28 protein-coding genes and 1 pseudogene are annotated in these 25,502 nt (G+C 64.4%); 12 read left to right on the forward strand and 17 right to left on the reverse strand.

Features of this window, described 5'->3' with window-relative positions; translation table 11 throughout:
• Positions 1–10: 10 nt before the first annotated feature.
• The 3 genes from ACZY1I_RS14040 to ACZY1I_RS14050 are packed head-to-tail and all read right to left on the reverse strand — an operon-like array spanning position 11 to position 2,870.
• Positions 11–1,270 (reverse strand): metal-dependent hydrolase family protein, encoded by a 1,260-nt coding sequence (locus ACZY1I_RS14040; protein WP_463754996.1) that lies wholly within the window; start codon positions 1,268–1,270, stop codon positions 11–13.
• The gene (locus ACZY1I_RS14045) at positions 1,267–1,596 is read right to left on the reverse strand and encodes a hypothetical protein (RefSeq protein WP_463754997.1); all 330 of its coding nucleotides are present in this window, start codon (positions 1,594–1,596) and stop codon (positions 1,267–1,269) included. Before ACZY1I_RS14045 ends, ACZY1I_RS14040 begins: the two co-directional genes overlap by 4 nt.
• 5 nt (positions 1,597–1,601) lie before the next feature.
• A complete protein-coding gene (locus ACZY1I_RS14050) occupies positions 1,602–2,870 on the reverse strand; it encodes an aromatic ring-hydroxylating oxygenase subunit alpha (RefSeq protein WP_463754998.1) in 1,269 nt (422 codons plus the stop codon).
• A 154-nt stretch (positions 2,871–3,024) separates the two neighbouring features.
• On the opposite strand from ACZY1I_RS14050, the gene ACZY1I_RS14055 reads away from it, so the two are divergent.
• Entirely contained in the window at positions 3,025–4,425 is a 1,401-nt protein-coding gene (locus tag ACZY1I_RS14055) for an aldehyde dehydrogenase (protein ID WP_463754999.1), read from the forward strand.
• Here ACZY1I_RS14055 and ACZY1I_RS14060 read toward each other — a convergent pair.
• Together ACZY1I_RS14060 and ACZY1I_RS14065 are read right to left on the reverse strand one after the other, a co-directional pair.
• A complete protein-coding gene (locus ACZY1I_RS14060; protein WP_463755000.1) occupies positions 4,383–5,489 on the reverse strand; it encodes an alpha/beta hydrolase in 1,107 nt (368 codons plus the stop codon). The genes ACZY1I_RS14055 and ACZY1I_RS14060 overlap by 43 nt on opposite strands.
• A gap of 57 nt (positions 5,490–5,546) precedes the next feature.
• The gene (locus ACZY1I_RS14065; protein ID WP_463755135.1) at positions 5,547–6,122 is read right to left on the reverse strand and encodes a TetR/AcrR family transcriptional regulator; all 576 of its coding nucleotides are present in this window, start codon (positions 6,120–6,122) and stop codon (positions 5,547–5,549) included.
• 88 nt (positions 6,123–6,210) lie between these two features.
• Between ACZY1I_RS14065 and ACZY1I_RS14070 the strand changes: the two genes are divergently transcribed.
• The 5 genes and pseudogenes from ACZY1I_RS14070 to ACZY1I_RS14090 all read left to right on the forward strand — a co-directional run bounded on the left by ACZY1I_RS14070 (position 6,211) and on the right by ACZY1I_RS14090 (position 9,114).
• Positions 6,211–6,846, forward strand: a complete 636-nt coding sequence (locus ACZY1I_RS14070) for a hypothetical protein (RefSeq protein ID WP_463755001.1) — start codon at positions 6,211–6,213, stop codon at positions 6,844–6,846.
• A gap of 54 nt (positions 6,847–6,900) precedes the next feature.
• The gene (locus ACZY1I_RS14075) at positions 6,901–7,242 is read left to right on the forward strand and encodes a hypothetical protein (protein ID WP_463755002.1); all 342 of its coding nucleotides are present in this window, start codon (positions 6,901–6,903) and stop codon (positions 7,240–7,242) included.
• A gap of 30 nt (positions 7,243–7,272) precedes the next feature.
• A pseudogene (locus ACZY1I_RS14080) lies at positions 7,273–7,644 on the forward strand (SDR family oxidoreductase); the annotation flags it as partial.
• A gap of 47 nt (positions 7,645–7,691) precedes the next feature.
• Positions 7,692–8,087, forward strand: coding sequence for a Rossmann-fold NAD(P)-binding domain-containing protein (locus ACZY1I_RS14085; protein ID WP_463755141.1), 396 nt, complete (start codon positions 7,692–7,694; stop codon positions 8,085–8,087).
• Positions 8,088–8,193: 106 nt separating this feature from the next.
• Positions 8,194–9,114 carry a class I SAM-dependent methyltransferase gene (locus tag ACZY1I_RS14090; RefSeq protein ID WP_463755003.1) on the forward strand — a complete coding sequence of 307 codons (921 nt, stop codon included), beginning with the start codon at positions 8,194–8,196 and terminating at the stop codon, positions 9,112–9,114.
• A gap of 1 nt (position 9,115) precedes the next feature.
• On the opposite strand, the gene ACZY1I_RS14095 is transcribed toward ACZY1I_RS14090, so the two are convergent.
• The 3 genes from ACZY1I_RS14095 to ACZY1I_RS14105 all read right to left on the reverse strand — a co-directional run bounded on the left by ACZY1I_RS14095 (position 9,116) and on the right by ACZY1I_RS14105 (position 12,199).
• On the reverse strand, positions 9,116–9,841 hold the full coding sequence (locus ACZY1I_RS14095) for a sulfite exporter TauE/SafE family protein (RefSeq protein WP_463755004.1): 726 nt from the start codon (positions 9,839–9,841) through the stop codon (positions 9,116–9,118).
• Positions 9,842–9,910: 69 nt separating this feature from the next.
• Positions 9,911–11,380 carry a flavin-containing monooxygenase gene (locus ACZY1I_RS14100; protein ID WP_463755006.1) on the reverse strand — a complete coding sequence of 490 codons (1,470 nt, stop codon included), beginning with the start codon at positions 11,378–11,380 and terminating at the stop codon, positions 9,911–9,913.
• A 78-nt stretch (positions 11,381–11,458) separates the two neighbouring features.
• A complete protein-coding gene (locus tag ACZY1I_RS14105) occupies positions 11,459–12,199 on the reverse strand; it encodes an SDR family oxidoreductase (RefSeq protein ID WP_463755007.1) in 741 nt (246 codons plus the stop codon).
• A 99-nt stretch (positions 12,200–12,298) separates the two neighbouring features.
• On the opposite strand from ACZY1I_RS14105, the gene ACZY1I_RS14110 reads away from it, so the two are divergent.
• Both ACZY1I_RS14110 and ACZY1I_RS14115 read left to right on the forward strand, forming a co-directional pair.
• A complete protein-coding gene (locus tag ACZY1I_RS14110) occupies positions 12,299–12,853 on the forward strand; it encodes a TetR/AcrR family transcriptional regulator (RefSeq protein ID WP_463755008.1) in 555 nt (184 codons plus the stop codon).
• A 254-nt stretch (positions 12,854–13,107) separates the two neighbouring features.
• Positions 13,108–14,040 carry a TauD/TfdA dioxygenase family protein gene (locus ACZY1I_RS14115; RefSeq protein ID WP_463755009.1) on the forward strand — a complete coding sequence of 311 codons (933 nt, stop codon included), beginning with the start codon at positions 13,108–13,110 and terminating at the stop codon, positions 14,038–14,040.
• A 15-nt stretch (positions 14,041–14,055) separates the two neighbouring features.
• On the opposite strand, the gene ACZY1I_RS14120 is transcribed toward ACZY1I_RS14115, so the two are convergent.
• Complete coding sequence (locus ACZY1I_RS14120) at positions 14,056–14,628, reverse strand: TetR/AcrR family transcriptional regulator (RefSeq protein WP_463755010.1); 573 nt, start codon at positions 14,626–14,628, stop codon at positions 14,056–14,058.
• 104 nt (positions 14,629–14,732) lie between these two features.
• On the opposite strand from ACZY1I_RS14120, the gene ACZY1I_RS14125 reads away from it, so the two are divergent.
• Entirely contained in the window at positions 14,733–15,632 is a 900-nt protein-coding gene (locus tag ACZY1I_RS14125) for an SDR family oxidoreductase (RefSeq protein ID WP_463755011.1), read from the forward strand.
• On the opposite strand, the gene ACZY1I_RS14130 is transcribed toward ACZY1I_RS14125, so the two are convergent.
• From ACZY1I_RS14130 to ACZY1I_RS14165, 8 genes are read right to left on the reverse strand one after another with little or no spacing between them, the layout of a single operon-like run.
• Positions 15,594–16,079, reverse strand: a complete 486-nt coding sequence (locus ACZY1I_RS14130) for an SRPBCC family protein (RefSeq protein ID WP_463755012.1) — start codon at positions 16,077–16,079, stop codon at positions 15,594–15,596. The two genes, ACZY1I_RS14125 and ACZY1I_RS14130, sit on opposite strands and share 39 nt — an antisense overlap.
• Before the next feature lie 3 nt (positions 16,080–16,082).
• A complete protein-coding gene (locus ACZY1I_RS14135; protein WP_463755013.1) occupies positions 16,083–16,424 on the reverse strand; it encodes an ArsR/SmtB family transcription factor in 342 nt (113 codons plus the stop codon).
• 45 nt (positions 16,425–16,469) lie between these two features.
• Positions 16,470–17,726: an FAD-dependent oxidoreductase gene (locus tag ACZY1I_RS14140; RefSeq protein WP_463755014.1), complete on the reverse strand. Its 1,257-nt coding sequence runs from the start codon at positions 17,724–17,726 to the stop codon at positions 16,470–16,472.
• Between the two features lie 6 nt (positions 17,727–17,732).
• A complete protein-coding gene (locus ACZY1I_RS14145; RefSeq protein ID WP_463755015.1) occupies positions 17,733–18,542 on the reverse strand; it encodes a TauD/TfdA dioxygenase family protein in 810 nt (269 codons plus the stop codon).
• On the reverse strand, positions 18,521–19,582 hold the full coding sequence (locus ACZY1I_RS14150) for a D-alanine--D-alanine ligase family protein (RefSeq protein ID WP_463755016.1): 1,062 nt from the start codon (positions 19,580–19,582) through the stop codon (positions 18,521–18,523). The genes ACZY1I_RS14145 and ACZY1I_RS14150 overlap by 22 nt, the downstream gene beginning before the upstream one ends.
• The gene (locus ACZY1I_RS14155) at positions 19,582–20,934 is read right to left on the reverse strand and encodes an ATP-grasp domain-containing protein (protein WP_463755017.1); all 1,353 of its coding nucleotides are present in this window, start codon (positions 20,932–20,934) and stop codon (positions 19,582–19,584) included. The genes ACZY1I_RS14150 and ACZY1I_RS14155 overlap by 1 nt, the downstream gene beginning before the upstream one ends.
• On the reverse strand, positions 20,931–22,166 hold the full coding sequence (locus tag ACZY1I_RS14160; protein ID WP_463755018.1) for a sedoheptulose 7-phosphate cyclase: 1,236 nt from the start codon (positions 22,164–22,166) through the stop codon (positions 20,931–20,933). The genes ACZY1I_RS14155 and ACZY1I_RS14160 overlap by 4 nt, the downstream gene beginning before the upstream one ends.
• 25 nt (positions 22,167–22,191) lie before the next feature.
• Positions 22,192–22,857 carry an HAD-IA family hydrolase gene (locus ACZY1I_RS14165; protein ID WP_463755019.1) on the reverse strand — a complete coding sequence of 222 codons (666 nt, stop codon included), beginning with the start codon at positions 22,855–22,857 and terminating at the stop codon, positions 22,192–22,194.
• A 282-nt stretch (positions 22,858–23,139) separates the two neighbouring features.
• On the opposite strand from ACZY1I_RS14165, the gene ACZY1I_RS14170 reads away from it, so the two are divergent.
• From ACZY1I_RS14170 to ACZY1I_RS14180, 3 genes are all read left to right on the forward strand, one after another.
• Positions 23,140–23,721 carry a TetR/AcrR family transcriptional regulator gene (locus tag ACZY1I_RS14170; protein WP_463755020.1) on the forward strand — a complete coding sequence of 194 codons (582 nt, stop codon included), beginning with the start codon at positions 23,140–23,142 and terminating at the stop codon, positions 23,719–23,721.
• 42 nt (positions 23,722–23,763) lie between these two features.
• Entirely contained in the window at positions 23,764–24,675 is a 912-nt protein-coding gene (locus tag ACZY1I_RS14175) for an oxygenase MpaB family protein (RefSeq protein ID WP_463755021.1), read from the forward strand.
• A 61-nt stretch (positions 24,676–24,736) separates the two neighbouring features.
• Positions 24,737–25,495: an LppU/SCO3897 family protein gene (locus tag ACZY1I_RS14180; protein ID WP_463755022.1), complete on the forward strand. Its 759-nt coding sequence runs from the start codon at positions 24,737–24,739 to the stop codon at positions 25,493–25,495.
• The last annotated feature ends 7 nt before the right edge of the window (positions 25,496–25,502 follow it).

Consider the following 25,502-nt stretch of genomic DNA (forward strand, 5'->3'; position numbering starts at 1 on the left):
CCGCGTCCCCTTACACCCCGGCGACCGGCGTCTTGTGGATCTGCCCATCTTTCATGACGAACGGGACCTCGAGCGTGGTGGCGATATCGCGGGACGGATCCCCCGGCACCGCGATGATGTCGGCAAGATAGCCGGGAGCCAGTCGGCCGAGTTCGTGGTCGGCCTCGATGAGTTCGGCGGACACTACGGTGGCGGCCCGGATTGCCTGCATCGGCGTCATTCCGCGTGCGACCAGCGCGCCGAGTTCCTTGGCGTTCTGCCCGTGCGGGATGGCCGGCGCATCGGAACCGCACGCGATGCGGACGCCGGCAGCAATCGCTTTGGGCAGCATCGCCTTTGCTTGCGGGAAAACCTCAAGGGCCTTCTTGCGCAACTCCGGCGCGATCCGGTCGATCGCCATCGCATCGGTCAAGTACGTGGTGGAAACCAGGAACGTGCCGTGGTCGACCATCATTTGGATGGTGTCGTCGCTGGCCAGGAAGCCGTGCTCGATACAGTCGATGCCGGCGCGGATGCACGCCCGCACCGCAGAATCCCCGACCGCATGCGCAGCCACCCGCACCCCGGCGCGATGAGCTTCGTCGGCGATCGCGGCGAACTCGGCGTCCGAATACTGCTGTGCCCCAGGGGCAGTGCTGTGCGACATGACCCCGCCCGACGCGGACACCTTGATCAACTTGGCGCCGTGCCGGATTTGGTAACGGACACAAGCGATTACATCGGGTACGCCGTTGGCGATGCCCTCGGCCACCGAGAGCGGCATGATGCCGGGAGCCAGCCGCTGGAACACCGTCGGATCCAGATGACCCCCGTAAGGGGTGACCGCGTGGCCGGCCGGGTAGATGCGCGGACCCGGGTGCCAGCCCTGGTCGATGGCCCGCTGCAACGCCACGTCCAGCAGGTAGCCACCGGTTTTCACCATCAGCCCCAGGTTGCGCACCGTGGTGAAACCCGCGTCCAGCGTAGTGCGGGCGTTGACCGCGCCGCGCAGCGTTCGGTAGGCCGGATCGTCCTGAACACCGTGCATCGGCGACGGCAAGCCCTCCGGCCCACCGGGACCGCCGATGAGCAGGTTGAGTTCCATGTCCATCAGTCCCGGCAGCAGGGTGACATCGCCGAGGTCGAGCACTGTCGCCGAATCAGGCAGCGGCCCTTCGGGATTGACGGCAGAAATGCGCTGCCCATCGACCACCACCACCGCCGGTGACCGCACCTGCAGAGTGTCGACGTCTGCCCAGCGCGCGGCTTTGAGGACGGTTACATCGCTCACGGGATCGGCTCTGCCACGCAGTCGAGGGTGGACGCACCCGAGTCGGGCACCCGCGGCTGCTTCCAGCACTCCACCGGGAACGACACCATGATCATCGAATACAGCAGGTGCATCAGGTTCAGTACGTCATCGGGCAGGTCGTCGAGTGGGAACTTGTCGCAGTAGACCAAGGCCTCCTCTGCGCGTGGGGTTATCGCGTCGTAGAAGGCCTTCATCTCGGTCATCGTGCTCGCCAGCCGCTTGGCGTAGCGCTCCGCTTCAGTGGGCAGACACCAGGGCGCGAACGGCTCCAGATCGGCGAATTCGCCAGGCAATAAAGCAGTCATCGCACTCAAACCCCTGCTGCCGAGGTGCGCCGGTACTCCTCGATCCAAGATGCCGTCTCCTTGTGTAGATGACGCAGCAGAATCTCCTGGTCGTTGAGGACGAACCGGTCCACCGCCCGCGACTCGAGCATGCCCTGGGTGGCCTCGAGCGTGTTGGCGTCCTGTAGTCCGTACTCCTTGAACGACACCGCCGCCAGTTCCTGCGCTACCCGTTCACGCGGAGTGCGTGGCTGCGGGAAATACAGAGTGCCTTCGAAGATGTGGCTGTTGAACGACGTCGGCCAATAGTGGTAAGTCAGATACCAGCCCTGCCCCCAGAACAAGATCACGAAGTTGGGGAAGAGCTGAAACGAATCAAGCCCCCACGGATCGCATTTCGCCGGGTTCAAACCGGCCGGCATTTCGCCCAGGTCGGGCTTGTCCCACGGGCCGAAAAGGCCGCTCTGGCAGATGTCTTCGATGGGCTTGCGCATATCGTCGGCCATCTCCCAGGCCCGCACCCCCGAGGTGCTGACCAACCGGTGCGGGCCGTCCAGGCGGTAGTGCGGCGCCTCGAAACCCGCCTGGGCAGCGGCCTTTGAGTACGCGGTGGGCGACTGGTTCGCATGCAGCACGGGTGCGTGATAGAACTCCTGGAACGCATCCATGTAGAGCTTCCAGTTCGCCTTCACCTCCGAGCGGTAGTACCAGCGGGACGTCATGGTGCCGAAGGGGTAGCCCTCGAGGTCCGTGATCATCGGACCCAGGAATTCACGCAGGGATTGTTCGGGCACCTTCGCGAAGTTGACGAAGATAAAGCCTTCCCAGACTTCACAATGCACCGGCACCAGACCGTAGCGGCTCTTGTCGAGGTTGAAGAATTCCCCCTCCTGCTGGACGAACGTCAGGTTACCGTCCAGGTCATACCGCCAGGCGTGGTACTTGCAGGTGAACTGGCGACACACGCCGCTGGTCTCTTCCAGCGGCATGTCGTTCCACACCAACTTGTTGCCCCGGTGCCGGCAGACGTTGTGGTATGCCTTGATCTCCCCGGATGCCGTGCGCACCAGAATGATTGACGTGTTGACGACCTTGAGCTCTTTGGTGAAGTAGCTGCCCTTGCGCCGAAGTTGTTCGACGCGGCCGACATTGAGCCACGCGCGTTTGAAGATCGCCGCGCGCTCCAACTCGTAGATGTCGGGGTTGATGGAATCCTCGTAGGACACCGGGTCGATGCCCAGTTCGGGGTAGTGCTGGGTCCAGCTGCCCTCCGGCGGCTTGGGAAATCGAGGCACGGTCGCTCCTGTCCGTTCCGGTCGCGCACGGGCCCGTCAACGCTCGAGGCCACTCGAAGCCACTCAATCACCCCACGCGCGGCATCCGTCGGAACCCGACGGTATATGCTCGGAGCGTCAATCGCAAGTAGTTGATACTGGTGCGGAGGTGCGCATGCCCGGAGTGTTGAACGTCGTCTCGCCTCATACCGAGGAGACGATCGCCGAGATCGCTGCCGCGGGACCGGCCGACGTCGAGGCGGCGGTTGCGGCCGCTCGCTCAGCGTTCGACTCCGGCCCCTGGGGCGGGTCCGAACCCGAGCAGCGAATCGCCACAGTCCGTCGACTCGCCGACGTCTATGACCAGCGGCGAAAGGAGATGGCCGGCACCATCAGCGCAGAGATCGGTGCCCCGATCACCTTCGCGCAGCGGGCCCAGGTCGGACTGCCAGCGATGATGATCCGGGCTTTCTGCGACCTGGCCGACAACCACCCATGGCAACAGAATCGGTCCGGGTTCTTCGGCGCCGACGTGCTCGTCCGCAAGGAACCCGTAGGGGTGGTCGCGGCGATCGTGCCCTGGAACATGCCGCAATTCCTCATCGTCACCAAGCTGGTGCCCGCGCTCCTTGCCGGCTGCACGGTGGTGCTGAAACCCGCACCCGAATCACCCTTGGACGCATTGCTTTTGGCCGAGATGCTGGACGAGATCGACCTGCCCGCGGGGGTGGTGAGTGTGCTGCCCGGCGACGGCGCCGTCGGCGAACTGCTGGTCAAGCATCCCGGGGTGGACAAGATCTCGTTCACCGGATCAACCGCAGCGGGGCGATCCGTCGCCACCGCAGCGGGCGCCAATCTCACCCGGGTCAGCCTCGAACTCGGCGGAAAATCCGCGGCCATCATCCTCGAGGATGCCCCGCCGGAGAAGGTGGCCGCCGGCGTGCGGTCGGCCAGCCTGTCCAACAGCGGCCAGATCTGCAATGCACTGACCCGGGTGCTGGTGCCCGAAGGCCGCCACGACGACTACGTCGATGCGCTCGCCACCGAAATGGGCAAGATCCGGGTGGGCGATCCGGCCGATCCCGCGACCCAGATGGGCCCGCTGGTCTCAGCCCGCCAGCAACGCCGCGTCCGGGACTACATCGAGGTCGGGCAACAGCAGGGCGCCCGACTGGTCCTCGGCGGAACCGAGTTGCCCAACGGAGTCGACCGCGGCTGGTACGTGCGGCCTACCTTGTTCGCCGGCGCCGACAACACCATGCGCATCGCGCGCGAAGAGATCTTCGGACCGGTCATCACCGTCATCCCGTACCGCGATGAGGACGACGCCGTGGCCATCGCCAACGACTCCGATTACGGTCTGGCCGGATCGGTGTGGACCGGTGACATCGAACGCGCGTTGGCGATCGCCGCCCGCATCCGCACCGGCACGCTGGGCATCAACCAGGGCTACACCATGGATCCCTTTGCGCCGTTCGGCGGCGTGAAGGGCAGCGGATATGGTCGCGAACTGGGGCCCGAAGGGCTTGACGGCTACCTGGACTCCAAATCGATTGCGATTTTGCCAGGTACGTGATCGCCGAGATGGGCCGCGACGGCCGCGATGACTTCTGCTATCGCCCTGGCACTGTCGCCGCCCAACGGGGCGATGCTGGCGAATCCGTGTGGGAGTGAGTCGAATTGGCGGTGCTGCACCGGAACGCCCGCCCGACGCAGAGCCGCTGCGTATTCATTGCCTTCGTCACGCAGCGGATCGAAACCGCCGGTGAAGACCAGTGCGGGCGCCAGGCCGGCGAGGTCGGCCTTGAGCGGCGACACCCGGGCGTCGTCAGCCGCGAATTCGGTGCCGCCGAGAAAAGAGTCGGTGAACCAGTCGATCTCCGACTTGGAGATGAAGAACCCATCGGAGAACAACGCCCGCGAGCGAGTGTGGCCGGAGAGGTTGAGGGCCGGGTACAGCAGCAGCTGCAGCGCCGGTTGCGGAAGGCCTTCGTCGCGACTGTGCAGTGCGACGAGCGCGGCCAAGGTTCCGCCCGCACTATCGCCGCCGATAGCGATTCGGGACGCGCCCAGTTCGTCGGCATGTTCCACGGCCCATCGATAGGCCGCCACGCAGTCCTCTACCGCGGCCGGGGCCTTGTGTTCGGGCGCCAGTCGGTACTCGACTGACAAGACTTGTACGGCGGCGTCCCGGCAGATCATCCTGCACAGCCCGTCGTGCGATTCGATGTCGCCCACCACAAAACCGCCGCCATGAAAAAAGACGAGCAGTGGTGCCGAGGCCTTGCCGATCGGTCGGTAGTGCCGGGTCCGCAAATCACCTGCGGGGCCGGGAATTACGACATCTGTGGTCGGAATGGTGAACTTGGGCGCCATCACCACGTGCGAGTTCCGCATCAGAGCGCGCGCGGTTTCCGGATCGCCCGACGCTCCGAGGCCGCCGGTACCTGAGAGTCGCTGCGCGGCCAGCAGGAGCTGAGCGGTGACGTCCAGGGTGTTGCCGTCGACCGTGATCCGTTTGCCGCCGGCCAGCAGACGCTGCACCCGACTCGGGATCCGCGGCAAGACCATGACTCCGATACGCAGCCCCGCGTTGGTCACCGCGACGGGGCGGGCTTGGGAACGACGCTTGCGTGCCATTGTTACCTCCTTCGCCGCGCCGCCCCTCAACTTACACGGAACATATATTTGGTTCGTTCACTGCGGGCGCGGCGAGACGAACGGCACCAACACGTCATCGACAAGTTGCACGATCAGCTCGTCGTTGATCGGGTCGCCGGTCACCAGCAGGCGGTGCCACAACACGCTCTGGCCCAACTCGCGGGCGATCTCGACCGGCACGTCGGCGCGCACATCGCCGCGGGCCACGCCCCTTGCCAACAGATCGGTCATTTCTTTTTTCCGCCAACCGATTACGTCGGTGCGGAATGCCTCGGCGAGTTCGGAATCGTGTGCGGCCGCACCGATCGCGGCCCGGATGACGGCAGCTTGTGCACCGGTGAACAACGCGGCCCAGCCGCGCAGGATCGTCAGCATGTCCTCGCGGTAACTGCCGGTGTCCCGATGCGGGATCGCGGCGACAGCGGTACGCAACAACGTGTCGCGCACCAGCGCCCGACTGTCCGGCCACCGCCGATAGAGCACCGGCTTGCTGGTGCCCGCAGCGGCGGCGACGGCCTCCATGGTGACGCCCGCCGCGCCCTGTTCGACCACGAGTCTCAGCACCGCGTCCCCGATCGCCTTGTCGAGTTCCTCGCCGTGCCGTCGCCGCATCATCGCCCTTCCAAGAAACGATTGCGTTTCTTCGTTCTGCGCCGTAACCTCGCATCCCAAGAAACGTTATCGTATCTTGGAGGCTCTTATGCAGGCTCGCCCGGTTCTATTTCCGCTGCGCTCGCCGGACACCGCGACCGTGCGCTTCACCAGCGCCCCGCACCACCGTCGTCGCGTCACCATCGACCACGCGGCACTGACCGGCATCACGCCGACGATGTTGCTCGATTGGTTCACCCATCTGGACGGAACCATGCGATACGGCGGCGAGGTCATCGACCGTTACCTCGCCTGGCACCCGATCGATCACATTCACTGGGAGTTGGCCAAGCAGGCACCGGGGGGCGGGGCGGCCGAGGGCGCACGCTTTCGCATCGTGGAGGCCTTCGGCGCCAAGCCGGAGTTCAAAGTCGACGTCGTCGACCGGGTGGAGAAATTGGACGAGACGGGCATTCGCCTGGTGACCAGGTTCGCCGGCGCGATACTCATCCAGCTCGAACACACCTGGTCGGCGGGCACCGACGGTACGCACTACGTCACGGTGCTCGACATCGGGGCGCGGTCCCCAGTGTTGCTGCCGATCAACCGCATTCTGCGCAGACGATTCTCCGACGAGATGGTGCGCGCGTGGATCACGCACAACATCGAAGAGGTCGGACAGCTGGAATACCTACTCCCCGAACTCAACGCGTCCGCGCCAAGGAAGCAACAAGAATCCGTCTAGCGCACTCGGCCAATCTCAACGTGTCCCGCTTATCCGACTTACCAAGGAGACACGATGAAGGCCAAGAAGTGCATCGCGGCAGCAGGATTCGCCCTGGGCGCGCTCGCGGTTTCCACCGGAGTCGCCCACGCCGGCGGCGCGGCGGCCCCGGTGGGCTTCTGGGCCACCGTCAACGGATCGGAGCAGTTGCTGGTGAGCCAGAGCGGGTGCTCGCTGGCCGACGGTGCCGGAGTACCGACCACCTCGGGCTCGTGCTCCTGGAACCCCTCATCGCGTGGCGGCATCCTGACCATCATGAGCAGCCAGACGCGCAAGCCGGCGCCGGTCTACTTCAACGTCGTCTGGGTGAATCAGTCGACCATCTCCGTCGAGGGAGACGTGTTCTATCGGCGGTAGGCCCGAACCGCTCGACTTAGGGTGGTGGCCATGGGCACTTTTCTGATCCTCGGCGGCACCGGCAAGGTCGGCCGCCGGGTGGCCCGCAGCCTGCAGCGTGACGGCCACGACGCCCGCTCGGTCAGTCGGTCGACGCAGATCTCTTTCGACTGGAGGCAACCGCAGACCTGGTCGTCGGCGGTGCGCGACACCGACGGCGTCTTCATCGTCGGCCCGGGTTCTGCGACCGACTGGAGCCCGTTGCTCGCAGAATTCCTGGACTGCGCGGCTGCTGCCGGCAACCGGCACGCGGTGCTGCTATCTGCCCGCGGCGTCGAATTCCTGCCCGACGGCAACGTCGCACGTGCCGAACAGGCGCTGTCCGCCGGCCCCCTGCCGTGGACGATCCTGCGACCTTCCCACTTCGCCCAGAACTTCACCGAGGCGATGGTGCGGTCGACGGCCGGATCGTGGCACCAGTGGGAGGCGGCGCCGAACCGTTCATCGATGTTGAGGACATCGCCGACGTCACCGCCCACGTCTTCGTCAACGGCGCCGCGATTGAAGCGACGGTGGACCTGTCCGGCCCTGCAGCACTCACCTTCGACGAGGCCGCACGGATTCTGTCCGGTGTCACCGGCAAGAAACTCGTCTTTGAAGATCAGCCGGACGCCGCGCACCAGGCCGCCCTGCGCGCCACCGGCACGCCGGAGGAGTACATCCGGTGGCGCTCGGCCATGCTCGGTGGAATCCGCAACCACCAAGACGCCTACATCAGCAGCGGTGTCGCCGACCTGCTCGGTCGTTCCGCGACCGACTTCGCAACATGGGCACGCCGGGAGGGCGCGCAAGCCGTCGAGGCGTGACGCAGGCCCCTTGACGTTCGAGGCGCGCCATCTCCGGCGCGTGTACGGTGGAGACATAAGTTAAATGCACTAACTAATTTGTGTTTCTACTGAAAGGACTTGGACTGTGACTCGAACCGATAACGACTCGTGGGACCTGGCATCAAGTGTCGGAGCGACCGCAACGGCCGTCGCCGCATCGCGAGCCATGGCCTCGGCAGGCCCTGAGCCGCTGCTGGATGACCCCTGGGCCGACCCGCTCGTCCGCGCCGTCGGCATCGACACCTTCGTCAAGCTCATCGACGACGAGATCGGGCCGATCGACGATCCCCTGCTTAACCGCCAGACGATGAACGAGCAGATCACGGTGCGCACCCGGTTCTTCGACGACTTCTTCAAGCGGGCGGCCGAAGCCGGCATCCGGCAGGCAGTGATTCTTGCCTCCGGCCTGGACACCCGGGCCTACCGACTGTCCTGGCCGGCCGGCACGGTGATCTACGAGATCGACCAACCCGAAGTCATCGCTTTCAAGACGCAGAAGCTGGCGGACTTGGGCGCGGAGCCCACCGCCCAGCGCCACGCTGTGGCGATCGATCTGCGCGACGACTGGCCTTCGGCGTTGCGGTGCGCCGGCTTCGACGCCCAACAGCCGACGGCGTGGATCGCCGAGGGCCTGCTGGTCTACTTGCCACCCGAGGCACAGGATCGCTTGTTCGACAACATCCTGGCCCTCTCGGCACCGGGCAGCCGAATCGCCTCCGAGCACATGGACCTGCGCAACATCCCGTCGGACTGGGCGGAGAAACTCACCGAGCGGTCCCGGCGCATCGGCTCCAACATCAACCTGGCCGACCTGTTCTACACCGGTGCGCGCAACACTGCGGCCGAGTACCTCGGCAAGCGCGGCTGGCAGGTGGACATCCGATCAACCGAGCAAGCCTATGCCGCGCACGGTTTCACGGTGCCCGACGACGAGTTGGCCTCGTTCGGTGACGACTCCGGATACTTGACGGCAGAATTGACCGAAAGGCAATCGACTCGCCGCTGAGTCACCGACTAGCGGCGACGAACATGCCCACGGCTGCCACGATCAACACCGCGTCGATCAGTAAGTCGTAGGTACGAGGCCGGATTCGGCGCACAATAGGGCGAGCGAGGAACGGGCCGATCATCAGGGCGGTGCCAATGATCAAGCCCCGGATGATGACATCGCTTGTGAGTGCGCCGAATTGGCCGAAGGTGACCATCTTGCCGACGTACAGCACCAGCGAGCTTGCGGCCTCGGTTCCGAGGAAGGCGCCTCCGCTGAGTCCATAACCGGTGAAGACCGGCACGCTCAGCGGACCGGTGGACAGAATCAAACCGGTCAGAAATCCTATGATGGCACCGGCGATAGCCAACTGCCACAGTCGAACTCGCCAGTTCCGAGCGGCCACAAAATGTCGTATCGGGATCATCACCACGAAGAACGCCCCGAGTACGCCCTCGACCAGGTTGGGCGAGATCGTCAGCAATGTGTGCGCACCGAGTACTGCCGCCGGCGTCCCCGGCGCTGCGTAAGCCAGCACCGCCCGCCAGTCGATGCGCCGCCACCACGCGGCCACCCGCCCGAAATTGTTCATTACGGCGGCGATGCCCATGATCGGCACGGCGACGCGAGGCCCGTAAACGTAGACAAGGGGCGGTAACAGCACCAGCGAGGATCCGGTGCCCACCAGTCCGCCGAGCACGCCGGCCAGCAACGCGAGCAGGAACAACGCGATCAGAGCGAACACGGGAGGACCTTCTCGTCGGCCCGGGGCGCACCCCCGGCGATTCCTCCAGGCTATTGGCCGCCGGTGAAGTTAGACGGCCACGGGTGCGCGGTGCTTGGTGAAGCGCAGCGCCTCGTCGTTGACCTTGCCCCGCCGGATCATCTGAATGTCGAGCAAGTAGTTCTGCTTGAGCCGCCACGGTGCCCGGGCGCCGCCCTTCGGAAGCGAGTCCAAGGCGCGAAGCACGTATCCGGGGGTGAATTCCATCAGCGGACGCTCGTCGACGGAGTCGCCCGGATGCTCGGGCACGAAGGTGTCAAAACCGTTGTCGTCCATGTAGTTCAGCACGCGGCAGAAGAACTCGGAGACCAAGTCGGCCTTGAGTGTCCACGAGGCGTTCGTGTAGCCGATGGTGAAAGCCATGTTGGGCACGCCTGAGAGCATCATGCCCTTGTAGGCCATGGTCGTAGTCAGGTCAACCGGCTGACCGTTGCGGCGAATCGCGGCACCACCGAACAGGCGGAGGTTCAAACCGGTTGCGGTAACGATGATGTCAGCGTCGATGTGTTCACCCGAGGTCAGCTGGATACCGGTCTCGGTGAAGCGTTCGATGGTGTCGGTGACCACATCGGCCTTGCCCTTGCGGATCGTCTTGAACAGATCGCCGTTGGGCGCCAAGCAGAGTCGCTCGTCCCACGGGTTATACCGGGGATTGAAGTGCTTTTTGACGTCATAGCCCTCGGGCAGGCGACGCTCGGCCATGGTCAGCAACGTCTTGCGCATGAACCCGGGGTAGCGGCGCGAAAGCTGGTATTGGAAGGTCGAAAACAGGATCGCCTTCCACCGATTGGCCACGTGCGCCGCCTTGGGCGGCAGATACTTGTTGGCCTGGACGGCGAATGGGTCGACGGTAGGCAGCGTCCCGATGAAGGTGGGCGAGCGCTGCAGCATCGTCACGTGACCCGAACCCGAATTGGTCAGCGCCGGAATGAGAGTCACCGCGGTGGCCCCGGATCCGATCACCACGATCTTCTTGCCCGCGTAGTCGAGGTCTTCCGGCCAGTGCTGCGGGTGGATGATCGGCCCGGCGAAGTCCTCCGAGCCGGGGAACTCCGGCGAGTAACCCTGGTCGTAGTTGTAGTAACCACTGGCGGCGAACAGAAAAGAACTGGTGAGCTCGACGGTCTCGCCACCCTTGTCGACGGTGACGGTCCAGCGGTTCTCTTCGTCGGACCACTCCGCGGCCGTCACTGTGTGCGCGGGGCGGATGTGCTTGTCGATGCCGTACTCGGCGACGGTTTCCTTCAGGTAGTTCAGGATGTCGGGCCCATCGGCAATGGCTTTCGCCGATTCCCACGGCTTGAAGCGGAAGCCCAGCGTGTACATGTCGGAGTCCGACCGGATGCCCGGGTACTTGAACAGGTCCCAGGTGCCGCCGATGTTCTCCCGGCGCTCGAGGATGGCGTAGGTCTTGGAAGGACTGCGGTCCTGCAGATGCCATGCGGCGCTGATACCGGAAATGCCTGCGCCGACGATCAACACGTCGAGGTGTTCGCTCATGGGCTGACGTTATCAACGGTGTGTTGACCGAGTCAACGTGATGTCAATCAACTCGACGTTGGGTCAAGGTCGTGGGTCTCAGTTCTGGACTGTCGGGCGGATGGTCATGTCGCTGATTTCAACCTCGGCCGGTTGACCGATGGCGAATGCGATCGCCTCGGCGACGGCATCGGGCGCGAGGCCGAATTCGTCCATGCTCTGCCGAATCTTGTCGCGCAGCCCGAGGTCATCAATTGAGCTGTCGAGGCCGGTCCGCACGAAGCCGGGCGAAATCGATGTGGTTTTCACGGTGCCGTCCGTGGATTCCTGTCGCAGCGCTTCCATGACAGTCCGGACCGCATTCTTGGTTGCGGCGTACACACCGAGATCCGGGGTGATCTTGAGTCCCGCCGTTGACACCGTGGTGACGAAGTGGCCCTGTCCCTGCTGCCTGAATTGCGTTAAGGCGGCGGTGATCCCGTGCAGAACACCACGAAGATTGACGTCGATCATCGCCGACCAGCCGTCGACGTCCCCGTCGGCAATCGGGCCGATCTTGCTGATGCCGGCATTGCTCACCAGTACGTCGAGTCGTCCGAACCGCTCAACCGCGAGCGCGACAAACCGGCGGACATCGTCGAGTCGCGTGACATCGACCCCGCAGCTCACCGCGGACCCGCCCGCTTCGCCGATCTCATGCGCGAGCTGATCGAGCCGTTCGCAGCGGCGGGCACCGAGTACGACTGACGCGCCGCGGCCGGCGAGTAGCCGCGCTGTCGCCTCGCCGATCCCGCTGCTGGCGCCGGTGATGGCGACGACTTTTCCGGAGATCACTGACATCTCTACGGCTCCGTTTCGACTAAAGTGGATACGTGTCCGCTTAGCTCTTCACGCTAACGGACACGTGTCCGTTTAGTCAAAAGGACGGTGGTGCAACCGTTGACATCCCCGCGGCGTCGCGCCGATGCCGAGCACAATCGGGCGCGCATCGTCGAGGCCGCCCGCGCTCACGTCGTCGCTTCGAATGACTTCAAGCTCAACGAGATTGCCAAGGCTGCCGGTGTGGGCCAAGGCACCCTCTACCGCCACTTCGCGAGCCGGGAGGCACTGCTCACGGAGGTCTACCGCGCCGACGTTGACGCGCTGGTCGCGGCCGCACCCGACCTGCTCGCCCAGTACCCTCCGGTGCAGGCATTGGCGCACTGGTTCCGTGCGGTAGCCGGCTACGCAAGGCTGAAGCGCGGCGTATTCACCGCGGTGACGGCGCAGGTGCAAACGGATCTGGCCAGCAGCAGCGAGGGCCTGATCGGCGACGCCATCAGTCAGATGCTCGACGCCGGCAAGGCCGACGGGCAGATCCGAGAGGACGCCGGTGCGCGAGACGTCATCCTGCTGCTCGGCTGCCTGACCCGATTGGATGAATCCGAGTGGGACGCCCGGGCGCAGCGTCTGCTCGACGTCATCCTCGATGGGTTGCGCCGGCATGCAATTTGATTGCGCTGAGCCGGGCTTTTCTTCCGCCTGATCGCAACGTTGTCCACCCAGACGAACGCGGCGAATTCCCGTCATCGAGGCTTTTGACCAGCGGTTTCAGCGGTTGCACGACGGGTCTCCGATGTCTTTTCTCCGCGCAGTCAGGCAGCGGCCACCTAGGCGCATTGCCTTGCCGCCGCCGCGTGTATACGGTCGACTACAGATCGCATGTATACAGTCGACTACACGCGGAACACTTGGGAAGGGCAGATGCCATGAGTAACGACGTTCGTGTGGTGAAGCTGGGCGAGAACATCGGCGCCCGTGTCGATGGCGTGCGACTTGGTGAACTCGACGCCGACACCGCCGCGGCTGTCAATCAAGCGCTGATCACCCACAAGGTGGTGTTCTTCCGCGGGCAGCACCATCTCGACGACGACTCTCACTACGCCTTCGCCGAGAGCCTGGGCGTACCCACGACTCCGCACCCGACGCTGAAGTTCGAGGGAAGCAAGGTCATGCGACTCGAAGCCGTCGGTGGCAGCGGCGCCAACCAGTGGCACACCGACGTCACCTTTGTCGACCGCCCGCCGAAGGCCTCCATCCTGCGGGCCGTCGAGTTGCCCTCCTACGGTGGCACCACCACCTGGGCTTCCACCGTCAGTGCCTATCAGCAGCTACCGCAGCCGTTGAAGGAGTTGGCGGAGAATCTTTGGGCAACGCACAACAATGCGTTCGACTACGCACAGATCGATCCCGCCAAACTGGCCGCAGCACAAGCCAATCCCGAGGCGATGCTGAAGTACGCGGCCGAATTCCAGTCCACCCGTTTCGAAACGCAGCACCCGGTGGTTCGAGTGCATCCAGAGACCGGCGAAAAGTCTTTGCTCCTAGGGTCTTTCGCCAAGTCCTTTCTCGGTCTCAACAGCGCGGAGTCACAGGCGCTGTATCGGATCTTCCAGGACCGAATCACCTGGCTGGAGAACACGATTCGGTGGAACTGGGAACTCGGCGATGTCGCCATGTGGGACAACCGGGCCACCCAGCATTACGCCGTCTCGGACTTCGGCGACCAACCCCGTCGCGTGCACCGGATCACGCTGGCCGGCGACATCCCAGTCAGCGTCCGCGGTGAACGCAGCCGGGCCGTCCAGGGCGACGCCAGCGAATATTCGGTGATCGATACACCGAAAGTGCTTGCCGCGTAGGCAATCAACGCGACACTATGTTGCGTTGGGGAGTAACGAGACCATCGAGTCGATGAGCTCCTCCGCGGTGAACTGCCACTTGTCCCATACCCGGTGGCCGCTCGACTCCAGGCCCGCGATGCCGTGGGCACTGGTCAGCAGCAGCGGCCCGTATCGTCGAGCCTGGTCGAGTCCGACAACACGGCCGAGGATGTCGAGGAACAGATCCCACGTCCGTTCGGCCGCCTGGACCGCCGGCGTCGGATCGCTGGACGGCGTGGTGAACATGAGGCGATACAGGTGAGGTTGGCTGCGCCCGATCGTTGTCAGCGACAGCAGGGCCGCCCGCAGCGAGCGCACCGGCGCATCGTCGCTGTTGGCCAGGTCTTCGAGGGTGTCCCCTAGTCGGCTCACCGCGTCCGCAGCAAGAACCGTGAGCAGAGTTTCCTTGTCGGCGAAGTGGCGGTACGGCGCGGAGCGCGAGACACCTGCGCGAGCGCCGACCTCGCGCAACGTCACCGCCTCTGGTCCACCTTCGTCCAGCAGCGTTGCGGCGGCGTCGAGCAGTCCCTGCCGGGTAGCGGCAGCAGTTTCGGATCGCCTTCCCACCGTCAGGAGCATAAGCCCCGCGCATTTCAGTTGACAACGTCAACTCAGCTGATAGGTTGAGATGACAGCGTCAACCGAAATTAATCGGAAAGTTGGAGATCGCGATGGCTGCTTCGACCGAGTCCGACCGCCGACAGCTTGTCGTGGTGACCGGCGCTTCGACCGGGATAGGCGCGGCCAGCGCACGAGAGTTCGCGGCCCGGGGGTATCACGTCTTGGCTGGGGTTCGCCGCGCGGTCGACGGCGATGCCCTCCGGGCCGATCGGATCGAGCCCCACATCCTCGATATCACTGACGAAACACATGTGACCGCGATCGCCGCGCGCATCGCCGACGACCCGCTGCGGCGACCGCTGCGCGCGCTGATCAACAACGCCGGCATCGCGGTCAATGCGCCCGTCGAAGTGCTGCCATTGGCAGAGTGGCGAAAGCTGTTCGAAGTCAACCTGTTCGGACACGTCGCAATGACTCAAGCGCTGCTGCCGGCGCTGCTGCGCAGTTCGGGCACCATCGTCAACGTCAGTTCTGTCGGCGGGAAAGTCGCCATGTCCACCTACGGCCCCTACGCGGGTTCGAAGTTCGCCCTCGAAGCTGTCAGCGATGCCCTGCGCCGGGAGGTAGCACCATCCGGGGTCAAGGTCGTCGTAGTGGAGCCCGGCGCCGTCAAGACGGGAATGGCCGAAAGTGCCGTGGCGTCCGCCGATCGGAACGGCGCCGCCATGACGACGGACCAAATCAATCGTTACGCCGAACTGACTGCTGCCATCTCGGCACAACAACGATCCTCCACCCGCTACGGCGTCTCCGCCGAACGGGTCGCGAAGGTGATCGCCCGGGCAGCGACCGCGTCGAATCCACGAACCCGCTACACCACCGGATTCGACGCGGCGCTGATCGTTCGGTTGACCCGGGTGGCCTCCGACCGATTTCTCGACCGGGCTTTGCGACTGGGCCTTCGATCGCGGTCAGGCAGCTACCAGGTCGTCGATCTGGTTGATCGCTGACGTGGCGCCCTCGACCATGCCCATGTCCAGCACCTTCTGCAGCGCTTCGGCGGACTCATAAATGCCCACGTAAACCACGCGGGTGCCACCGTCGTGCTCAGCGAAGGTGTAGATGTTCTTCGACACCGGCAGATCCGGGTTGGGATTGAACTCCTCGTCGGCGAAACCATCGTCGAAGGAGAAGCTTGCCGGCTCGTCGACGGCGGTGATCTGCCAATATCCGGCGTACTTCTCACCCTCCGGGCCAGTCATGAAGTAGTTCGTGCGGCCGCCGGGCGTGAGGTCGTGGTCGACGAACGTCGCCGGAAACTCCGGCGGCCCCCAGATTTTCTCCAGCTGACGCGGGTCGGCGTAGATCTGCCAAATTCGCTGCACTGGAGCGGCGAAGTCGGCGGTAATGGTCAGCGTCAGGTTTTCGAGGTCCTGCTGGACGTCGGTCACGGGCATGGTTCAGTCCTCCTTGATTGAGTCGGATGCGATGAGTTCGTCGATGCGTGCGACCCGATCCCGCCAAACCTGTTCCAGTTCAGAGAGCATCGATGCCACTGACCGCACTGCCGCCACCTCACCGCTGGCCAGCTGTTCGCGGCCGCTGCGTCGCTTGGTGAGAAGGCCGGCCTTCTCCAAGACGGCGACATGCTTCTGCACCGCCGCGAAGCTCACCTGGTACTTCGTCGCGAGTGCGGAAACCGAGTGCTCCCCGGTCAACACACGGCGCATGATGTCACGCCGGGTGCGATCGGCAAGCGCGTGGAACAGGGCGTCTGCCCGGTCCTCGACATCCACGGTCACCTCTCCAACATACAACCGATCGGTTGTATGTTGTCAAGGCTCGTCCTATCTCGAGGCCGCGCCGGTGGTCCGCAGAATGGCTTCGGCAGTGCGACGGCCGCTGACCAGTGCACCTTGAATCGAGGCGGTGTCCCGATGGTCGCCGCACACCCAGACTCCGGAGGAGGTGCGGATCGGGCGGCGTACGGACAGCGGCGCGGGCTGCGCCGGGAGCGCGTCCCTGATGACATGGCGCTTCAGCAGTCGCCACCCGCGGTGGTCGCCCTGCAGGATGTCTGCGGCGTGTTCCCGCATCACAATTTCCTCCGGCACGACGCCATCTGATTCCACCAACGCCGACGCCGCAATCAGGTGCTGCCCCGGCGGCGCATACGTTGGCGCGGCAGCACTGATCACCGCCGTATTCAGGACCGGCCCCGGCGGATCACGGCGGGCGTCTACCCGCAGCATCGGGGGACCGGAAATTACCTGGTCGGTTGCCCACCAATCGGTTACCACCCCGTGCGTCTGCGGCAACGCCACGGTTGTCAGCGACGCGGCCGCGACTGCTTCTGTTGCGACGACCACCTGCCGCGCCCATATGCTGCCGTCCTCGCCGTGAACCCGCCAGCCCTCCACGCCGCGTTCGATGCGGACCGCTTTCTGGCCAAGCGCTATCCGTCCTTCGATCCTCGCGGCCAGCTGGCGCGGCAGGGCCTGCATGCCGTCGGCCGGCAATGCCGGTACTCCCAGCAGGAACATCCGGGCGAGCAGTAAGGCGAATGCGTTAGAGCTCGAACCAGTGGCCTCGAGCAGCACACCCGCCAAGAATCGATCGACGACCCTGCGCAATTCGCCGCGAACACCCGCTCTGTCCAACGCCTTTCGCAGATTGCGATCCGGGCGGTCTGGCGCCTTCAGCGTGCTCGGTCGCAACGCAGGCGAGGCCCATTTCGCGATGGACACCAGGTCACGAGGTTTCAACCCGCCGGAAGCCAGCATGGCGGGTACCCGGCGCGGGTTGCGCAGCGGATGCACCCACGCCGCTGAACCCGCGTCGCGGCGGACCACGACGCCGGCATCGAACGACTGCAGGCGTAGCTCTGACAGGTCGACCGCGCGTTGTAGCTCGGGGTAAGCCGGGTTGAGCACTTGAAAGCCCCGATCGCAGCGGAACCCGTCGATGACGTCGGTGCGGACTCGGCCGCCGACCGCGTCATCGGCTTCCCAGACCCGCACCTCGCGTCCGGCCTCGGCTAGCACTGTGGCGCAGCGTAATCCGGCCAATCCGGCACCGATCACCAGTACTCCTGTTTCGTCCATATCAGCTCAATTCGTATCTGCGCCGGAATCGGAAGCCATCGCGGCAGCGGGGTCGACGACCATACCGCGATGCATGACACGGTCCCCGACCACGCCGTCGTGGTCGGCTCGGTGCATGACGCAGCGGTTGTCCCACATCACGATGTCACCCGCCGACCACGCGTGCCGGTAGATGTTGTCGTCGCGTGTCGAATGTCGGAACAGGGCAGAGACGGTTGCCTCCGCTTGCTCACGAGACATGCCACTCACCGCGGCGCAACGCTGTGGGGTCGACAGGTACAGCGCGACACGCCCGGATATCGGATGCGGCAGAAAGATTGGGTGCACCGCGCATGTTTCTTGCGCCGAGTCGAGTTCCAGGCCGGTCATGATGTGGGTGATGGTGCACCCGTCGAGTCGGTCGCGGACGTCGTCTGGCAATGCGTCGTAGGCCGCGTACTGATCGGTGAACAGGGTGTGCCCACCCTGCTCCGGAACCTTGACGGCACGTAATGCCGTATAGGTCGGCGGGTTTCGCACGTAACTGGTGTCGGTATGGAAGCTCGAACGGGGCGGCCGGGCACGACCTACGTTGGTGACCAGATTGAGGTCCGGAAATCCCGGCACCGGCACTTCGCCGGCAGTGAATACCGTTTGCCCGAATCTGCGCAGAAACCGTAGGAAGACGCTGTCGTCGACATCTTGCGTCGGTATAACGATGACACCATAGTGAGCAAGCAGCAGACGTAGTTCCTGTAACTCACGCTGATTCAGGGTGTCGATCCTCGCGTCGAAGACCTCTGCCCCAAGGGGTTTCAGTGCGGCGAAGTCAAGCACGGCGCCCCCTTGATGCCCAACTCGCGAAGTTGGTCGGCGAACAGGTCGGGGAGGTCGATGCCGGACGCCGCCGCCATTACCGCAACGACGCTGGATGGGGCGAACGAGCAGTAGAGGCCGGCCTCGAGGAACCACGGCTGGCCGTCGGGATCGATGCGAAAGTCGAACAGGCTGTAGTGGCGGCAGCCCAGAGCGCGGTGGCAGCGCCGCGCTGCTTCCCAAACCACGGATGTGATCGGGTCGTCGGTGGGCACAATCCACGCGTGGCTGGTGTCTTTGGCGACAAGGTACAGCTCGTCGTCGTCGGTGCGCCGCAACTTGTCGTCGCGGCCGCGGATCGGTTTGGTCGTCGCGTCGACCGCGTATTCTTCCAGCGGCAGGCAGATCAACTCGCCGTCGCGAACGACGATGCCGCAGCGCACTTCTCGTCCCAGCTCGACATAGTTTTCGACGAGTGCGAAACCAGCATGTCCGAGGGCCAGGTCGAGCGCCGCATCGAGTTCCGCCGGTTCGCGCACCAGGGACACTCCGACCGAGTTGTCCGCGCTGACCGGCTTGACGACTACAGGCAACGGCTGGGTTGATCGTTCGCCGGCCGCCACCACCTGTCCGGCCGGCACCGCGACACCCGCCGCCGCGACGAGCGCCCGCGTTAACGCCTTGTCCGCAGCGATCGCCATCACCTCGGGCGGGTTGCCCAGGTAGGGCAGGCCCACTGCATCCAGTAGCCGGCGGTAGGAGGTCATGCCAGGCAGGCAGAACATCTGCGGCACAACCACATCCACCCGCAACGAGCGCAAGTGCTCGATGGCCTTCGAGATCGGCAGCGCCACCGCAGATCGCAGCGCGTCGGCACCGAGGTCAAGGGGGAACCGCCACGTTCCGTCCGGTGAGACGTACGCCAGATGCGCGTTGTAACAGTCAGTGTCGGCGAGCGCATCGAGACAAGCGCGGGCATACAAGCGCGACAGGTCGGCGTGGAAATCGTCGACGGCCGACCCGACAAGATGCAGCACCGACACGCGCGCTGGTGCGGTCATCAATCCCCACCGATCTCGACGAGTTTGCCGATGTTGAAATCGATTCGGCTCCAGCCTTTTCGGTGCCGAAGATTGGACCAGAGCAGTGCCGGTATCTGTAGATGGTGGACCATCAGAAACGGGATCGGGTCCCACCAGCAGAAGATCGCGTCTTTGCCGCGGAGGATGGTCTCGAGCCTGCCCAGCCCGGGTTGCGTGAGTAGGCGCCAGATCTCGTGGTAGATCCAGTAGGTGGGCCGCGCGCCTGGGTTGGGTGTGATGAGCGGGTGTCCGTCGTCGAGATAAGCGGCGGCGACGTCCGGGTGGTCGTAGAACATGGTGATCGCCGAATGGGTACGCGGATTGCATTCGATGGCGTACGCGTGACCGTCTGCCGCCTCGATGAAGTCGAAGGACACCTGCCCGGTAAGGTCAAGACTGCTGACGACAGTCTCTACCCAGGAACGAATTTCGGGTTTGTCGACGTTGGCGTAGTTGACCTGGGAGGCCGAAGACTCACAGCATCCGTAGACCTGCAATCTGCCGCGCAGCGCGGTTCCGTGCGTGCAGAACTCCCGCCCCTCGATGAACTCCTGCAGGACCCACGGATCGTCCGCGGAGATCGCCAGAGAACGGGCGAATTCCGCATTGCGCTGCGGTGTGCGACTCGAGAGTCGGGTCAAGTCCATCCGACTGACCGGGTCGTATGCGATCCGTTTCAGAATGTAGCTGCGGCCGTCGGGAAAGGCGAAGTCCACGACCTGCTGGGCGCTCGTGATCCGATGGGTATCAGGGACCCTTAGTCCCAAAGCTGCAGCAGTCGAAGCGAATTCGGCCTTGTCGTCGAGCAGCTTGATCGTGTCGGTATCGACGTGGACGACCTTGCAGACGCCGTCGAGAAAAGTGCGCACCCGAGCATCGGGCACGCTGCCGGCCGGGCTGGACACCGGTACGAAGACGTCGACATTCTCGTACCGAATTATCCGGAGCAGTGCCTGGGCGTAGCCAGGCGCCGTCGGCTCCGGCACGCAGTAGAACGTGTCCACGGCGCGAGAGAATCTGTGGCCGGTGAACCTGTACTTCGCGGTTTCAACGAGGATCACCCGATGTCCGGCCAGGTGGAAAGACCTGGCCAACTGCAGCGCTTTCGTCATCTTGCCGCCGCTGACCAGTATGGTCCGGCGAGCACTTGCGCGGGTGCAGTTGAGTGGAGGCCGCCTGCGGCTCAGCAACGCCACCGCCACCAGCGCGAGATCGACCGGAAGCGTTACGAAGAGGGCCAGCAGGACGGCCAAAGTCCGGCCAACGTTGGCATCCACGATCCGGTGTACCCGAACACCGGCCGTGGTCCTGCTGTCCAGACTGGCCGTCACTGCTGCGGCACCTTGGCAACACCCGCGGGGACGTCCGCGAAAACATCAATACCGTCTCCTCCTCGAGGGAACTCGAGGCAGATCTTCTTGTGCAGCAACAATGTGTCCGCCAACTCGTCTGTAGTCACGTCGTTGAGGAACCGGCATTGCCCGATCGGATCAGGAATCGCGGCACGAAGCAGCCCGTCACGGGTCCGCAGGATGGATGCGGTCGCCTGCTCGAGGAGTTGCGCCGTCAAATGCTCGCTGTCCAGGGCCAATCCCAAGTCACTCATCACGCCCAGCACGCGGTCTCGGTCGTCGACCGAGAGATACCCGCGCTGCTCGGCGAGCGTGGTCGACAACGCCATGTCGATGTTGATGGCGTGACCGTGAAAGAAGGGCGTAGGCGGGACGAGTTCCAATGTCGGACTCCACGTGTGGCCGAAAGCGATTACTCGGTCCAGATCGATCTCGTGCAGGTTGGGCACCTCGAGGTCAAGCATCGTGGCGATCGCCTGGTAGGTGAGATGGTGACCTACGGCCCGCAATTGGGGCGTGCCGTCAAGGTGGCCGAAGCGGGTCCGCAGCAGGTCGGCGCCGTGCCGTTCGAGCAACTCGAAGATTTCCGCGTTTCCGACGATGGCGATCTTGATCAACTCCGCCATTCCATTGCGCACCTGATCCTCGGGCAACGTCTTGAGGAAGGAGAAGTCAAGGAACACCTTCTGCGAAGCGTGGTAGGCGCCCAGCCTGTTCTTGTGCTTGCCGTGGTTGACCGCGACCTTGATCGAGACGCTCGCGTCGATGAGGCCGATCAGTGTGGTCGGGATTCGGATGTACGGGGTATTGCGCCGGTAACTGGCGCAGGCGAATCCCGCCACGTCAGTGGTCAGTCCACCGCCCACAACCAACACCGGTTCGGTGCGTACCAGCCCGAAGGCGTTGAACTGGGCCACAATCCACTCGAAAGTCTCCAGCGACTTCGCGGTCTCCCGGATCTGCACCGGAACCACGGTGAGCTCGATCCCGTGGTGGTCGAAGTAGGTCCGAATCGCTTCGCCGTAGATCTGACACACGATGTCGTCGACCACCATCAGCACCCGACCATACGGCCGGTAACTGTCGGCGAGGTCCGTGGAGTCAAGCGCAAAGATGCCATCCACATACTGCAGGTCGTACTCGATCCGCTCATAGCCTTCGACGTGAAATGTCCTGTCGTCAGCCGTTACTCGGGCTTGGAGATTGCTCACGGTGCTACCCCTCAGGTCTGGATGATCAGGACGCGACGAAGCCGAAAACGGTCCCCGGGTCCAGAGATTCGACGATCTGGATCGCGGCCGTGAACTCGCTCTTGTCGGTGTTCTCGTTCGGAAAGGCGATGCACGGGATGCCCGCTGTCACCGCTGCCGCAACGCCGCCGACGTTGTCCTCTATCGCAACGACGTCGTCGGCACGCTCACCGAGTTGTTCGAGCGCGAACAGGTACGCCGCCGGGCTTGGCTTGGTCGCCGACACCGAGTCCTTGTCGACGATGAGGTCGAATGTCTCGGCGCTGATGTCGGGCTGCAACGCCGATAACAGGGCTTCGACATTGCCCTGGGATGTGGTGGTCACGAAGCCGAGTTTGTAATCGTTTTTCTTTGCTTCGGTGACAACATCGAGGACGCCGGGTCGCAGCGAGACGGACGATTCGCCGAGCAACCTTTGAAAGTTGTCTGTCTTCAGCGCGTGTACGGCGGCAGCGTCGACGTCCTCCCTACGATCTTCCGCGTAGTCGCGGATACGGTCGGCACCACCGTTTGAGCCGAGCATCCCGATGTAGTCGTCGCGCGACCATTCCCAGTCGAGCCCGGAGGTCGCGAACGCTTCATTGAAAGCCTGCCGCTGCAGTTCCGAAGTGTCGGCCAGGGTGCTGATTGATCCGAAGAGGACAGCTGACATGAGATTCCTTCTGTAACGGGTTGCTTGGTTGACGACTCGCGCCGACTGCTGAATCCCCCGTTCACTACTGGTCTAAACGTCCATTATCGAACTAAGTGGATACTACTGGGGGTACAGTTCACTTAGCTGGAAACCCGCCGCTGCGGCGTGCGGACGCCTTCTTCTTGCACGAAGGGCGGCACGACGCCCCGTAGAATTCCGACGAATCGGTCACCGGTGAGATACCTAGCCCACGGGTGCCCAGCCAAGAGAGGCCATTGCGATCGACGTGACGCGGCAGACATGACACCCGCACCGGTGAACAAGGCGACGGACAGCGCCGAGGACGCGCGAGTTGCGCGGACCCGCGTGGACGTCGCACGTGCCGCTCTGGAAGTTCTCACCGCCGAAGGGTCCGAGGCGGTCACTCATGCGCGGGTCGCCGAGATCGCCAGGTATTCGAAGACGACGCTGTATACGCATTGGCCCGCGCGTATCGACCTGATCACCATGGCGATCGAGGCCCTCGGCGACATGCCGCACCACCAACGCACCGGCGACCTACGCGCGGACGTCATCGCGGAACTCCAGGTGTTCCGCAAAGGAATCCTCGATCTGCGACTCGACCGCGTGGTCGCCAGCATGGCGCAATGGGCGTCGGACGAGCAGATGCGGCAGGTCCGGGACAAGGTCAACACCGACGGTCAGCACCAGATGTACGCCATGCTCGGCGAGGTGTTCTCGGGCGCGGCGCTGGATGCGGCCGTCTCCATGCTTACCGGGGTGGTCGCGTGCCCGTCGCTGATGTTCGGCACCCTGCCCGAGGACGACATCATCGAAGCGGCCGTCGACATCGTCCTGAACAGTGCCCGCACGCCCAATTGAGTCTCACGTCGAGACCAAGGCTCGTACCGTGAAGAGATGGTGATGACTGTGCCTGTCTCGAAGACGGTGAGCGCGGTTCGGCGTGACCTGGAGAGCAAGCTGTTCGCGATGGTGGCCGGGCCGGAAGGACCGGCCAACCGGGAGCGCATCCACCACACCCCCGGCGACCGGTGGTTCGCCGAAGACCGGCCCATCCGGCGCGTACACGCCGATGCGTCGATGTTCGTCGGCGGCTTACGAGCACTGCTGCTGCAGTCGCTACATCCATTGGCCATGGCCGGCGTCGCGGAACACTCGGACTACCGAGGCGATCCGTGGGGACGGCTGCAACGCACCAGCACCTTCCTGGCGGAGACGTCGTTTGGTTGTGCAGCCGACGCCCAACGCGCCGTCGACCGGGTCCGGCGCATCCACCAGTACGTGCACGGCATCGCAGCCGATGGCCGTCCGTATCACGCGTCGGATCCGCACCTGCTCGAATGGGTTCACATCGCCGAAGTGGACAGCTTCCTGCTCGCTTATCAGAGGTATGGCGCAGCCCCGTTCGACCAAGCCGGACGGGACGGTTATGTGGCCGACATGGCCGTCGTGGCAACCGCGCTGGGCGTGCCGGAGCCGCCCCGGACCGAGAAAGAACTGCGCGACCGGATTCACGCCTACCGGCCTGAACTGCGAAGCACGCAGTCCGCCCGCGACGCCGCCCGGTTTCTGCTGCTGACCCCGCCGCTGGCACTGCCGGCCAGACCCGTCTACGGCGTGCTGGCCGCGACCGCCGTCGGAATGTTGCCGTGGTGGGCGCGCTTTCCTCTCCGCCTGCCCTACACACCCGTATTCGAGGCGACCGTGACCCGTACCGCCGGCCGGGTGCTCGTCGGAAGTATTCGCTGGGTCTTGACCCCGGCCAGTCAACTCGCCGAGCAGGGCGACAGCATCAGCGACCCCGCGGCGGGATAGAGCGGTAGGAGCCCGGCCCCGTTAGGCTGCTAGCCGTCGACTCAGGCGGCGAAGGGTGCAAATGACCGAGAACCAGGGCAACAATCCGCCGGACGGCCAGGCGGGCAGCTATCCACCGCCCGGTGGGTATCCGCCGCCACCGCAGGGTGGGTATCCGCCACCGCAGGGTGGGTACCCGCCGCCACCGCCCACCGCATATCCCCCGCCTCCGCCGGGCGGATATGCACCTCCGCCACCGGGCGCGCCGTACGGGGCGCCACCGCCTCCCACGCCCCAGAAGAAATCCATCGGCAAGAGGATCATCGGGGCGCTTGTTGCCGTCGTGCTGGTGATCGCGGTGAAGGTCGGTCTGGGCATGGTGTTGCACCGTCACCACGATGGGCCGTCCAGCAGCAACGGTTTCGACTACGCGGTCGGCACCTGCCTGAATCTCACCAAAACCGGTATCTCCGTCAAGCCGAGCGACGTGAAGGTAGAACCGTGTTCGTCTCCGACGGCATTGTCGAAGGTCGCAAAGAAGTACAAGGGCAAGAAGAACTGCCCCAACGACAACTACGGAACTTTGGAGGGCGGTGGCAGCGGCCTCTGCCTCGAAGACAATCTGACGGTCGGTAGCTGCTATCACCAGGCCGTGATTTCCCACATGTTCGCCTCGACTGCCTGCAAACCCGGTGTGCTGAGCAACGATCCGACATTCAAGGTTGCCCTACGGCGCGACGGGGTCGACGACACCAGCTTGTGCAGCGAGGAGCAACAGGCGGTCAATTTTCCCGACCCGCCGCTGACCTACTGCATGGATGTCCTGGAACGAAGCCGTTAGCGGTTGT

The organism is Mycobacterium sp. IDUB_37 (assembly GCF_055419245.1).

Bases quoted from the DNA above. Each gene is read 5' to 3' on its own strand.
- ACZY1I_RS14045 (WP_463754997.1), bottom strand. From the start codon at position 1,596: ATGACTGCTTTATTGCCTGGCGAATTCGCCGATCTGGAGCCGTTCGCG.
- ACZY1I_RS14055 (WP_463754999.1), top strand. From the start codon at position 3,025: ATGCCCGGAGTGTTGAACGTCGTCTCGCCTCATACCGAGGAGACGATC.
- ACZY1I_RS14060 (WP_463755000.1), bottom strand. From the start codon at position 5,489: ATGGCACGCAAGCGTCGTTCCCAAGCCCGCCCCGTCGCGGTGACCAAC.
- ACZY1I_RS14065 (WP_463755135.1), bottom strand. From the start codon at position 6,122: ATGCGGCGACGGCACGGCGAGGAACTCGACAAGGCGATCGGGGACGCG.
- ACZY1I_RS14070 (WP_463755001.1), top strand. From the start codon at position 6,211: ATGCAGGCTCGCCCGGTTCTATTTCCGCTGCGCTCGCCGGACACCGCG.
- ACZY1I_RS14075 (WP_463755002.1), top strand. From the start codon at position 6,901: ATGAAGGCCAAGAAGTGCATCGCGGCAGCAGGATTCGCCCTGGGCGCG.
- ACZY1I_RS14100 (WP_463755006.1), bottom strand. From the start codon at position 11,380: ATGAGCGAACACCTCGACGTGTTGATCGTCGGCGCAGGCATTTCCGGT.
- ACZY1I_RS14105 (WP_463755007.1), bottom strand. From the start codon at position 12,199: ATGTCAGTGATCTCCGGAAAAGTCGTCGCCATCACCGGCGCCAGCAGC.
- ACZY1I_RS14115 (WP_463755009.1), top strand. From the start codon at position 13,108: ATGAGTAACGACGTTCGTGTGGTGAAGCTGGGCGAGAACATCGGCGCC.
- ACZY1I_RS14125 (WP_463755011.1), top strand. From the start codon at position 14,733: ATGGCTGCTTCGACCGAGTCCGACCGCCGACAGCTTGTCGTGGTGACC.
- ACZY1I_RS14130 (WP_463755012.1), bottom strand. From the start codon at position 16,079: ATGCCCGTGACCGACGTCCAGCAGGACCTCGAAAACCTGACGCTGACC.
- ACZY1I_RS14140 (WP_463755014.1), bottom strand. From the start codon at position 17,726: ATGGACGAAACAGGAGTACTGGTGATCGGTGCCGGATTGGCCGGATTA.
- ACZY1I_RS14150 (WP_463755016.1), bottom strand. From the start codon at position 19,582: ATGACCGCACCAGCGCGCGTGTCGGTGCTGCATCTTGTCGGGTCGGCC.
- ACZY1I_RS14165 (WP_463755019.1), bottom strand. From the start codon at position 22,857: ATGTCAGCTGTCCTCTTCGGATCAATCAGCACCCTGGCCGACACTTCG.
- ACZY1I_RS14170 (WP_463755020.1), top strand. From the start codon at position 23,140: ATGACACCCGCACCGGTGAACAAGGCGACGGACAGCGCCGAGGACGCG.
- ACZY1I_RS14175 (WP_463755021.1), top strand. From the start codon at position 23,764: ATGACTGTGCCTGTCTCGAAGACGGTGAGCGCGGTTCGGCGTGACCTG.
- ACZY1I_RS14180 (WP_463755022.1), top strand. From the start codon at position 24,737: ATGACCGAGAACCAGGGCAACAATCCGCCGGACGGCCAGGCGGGCAGC.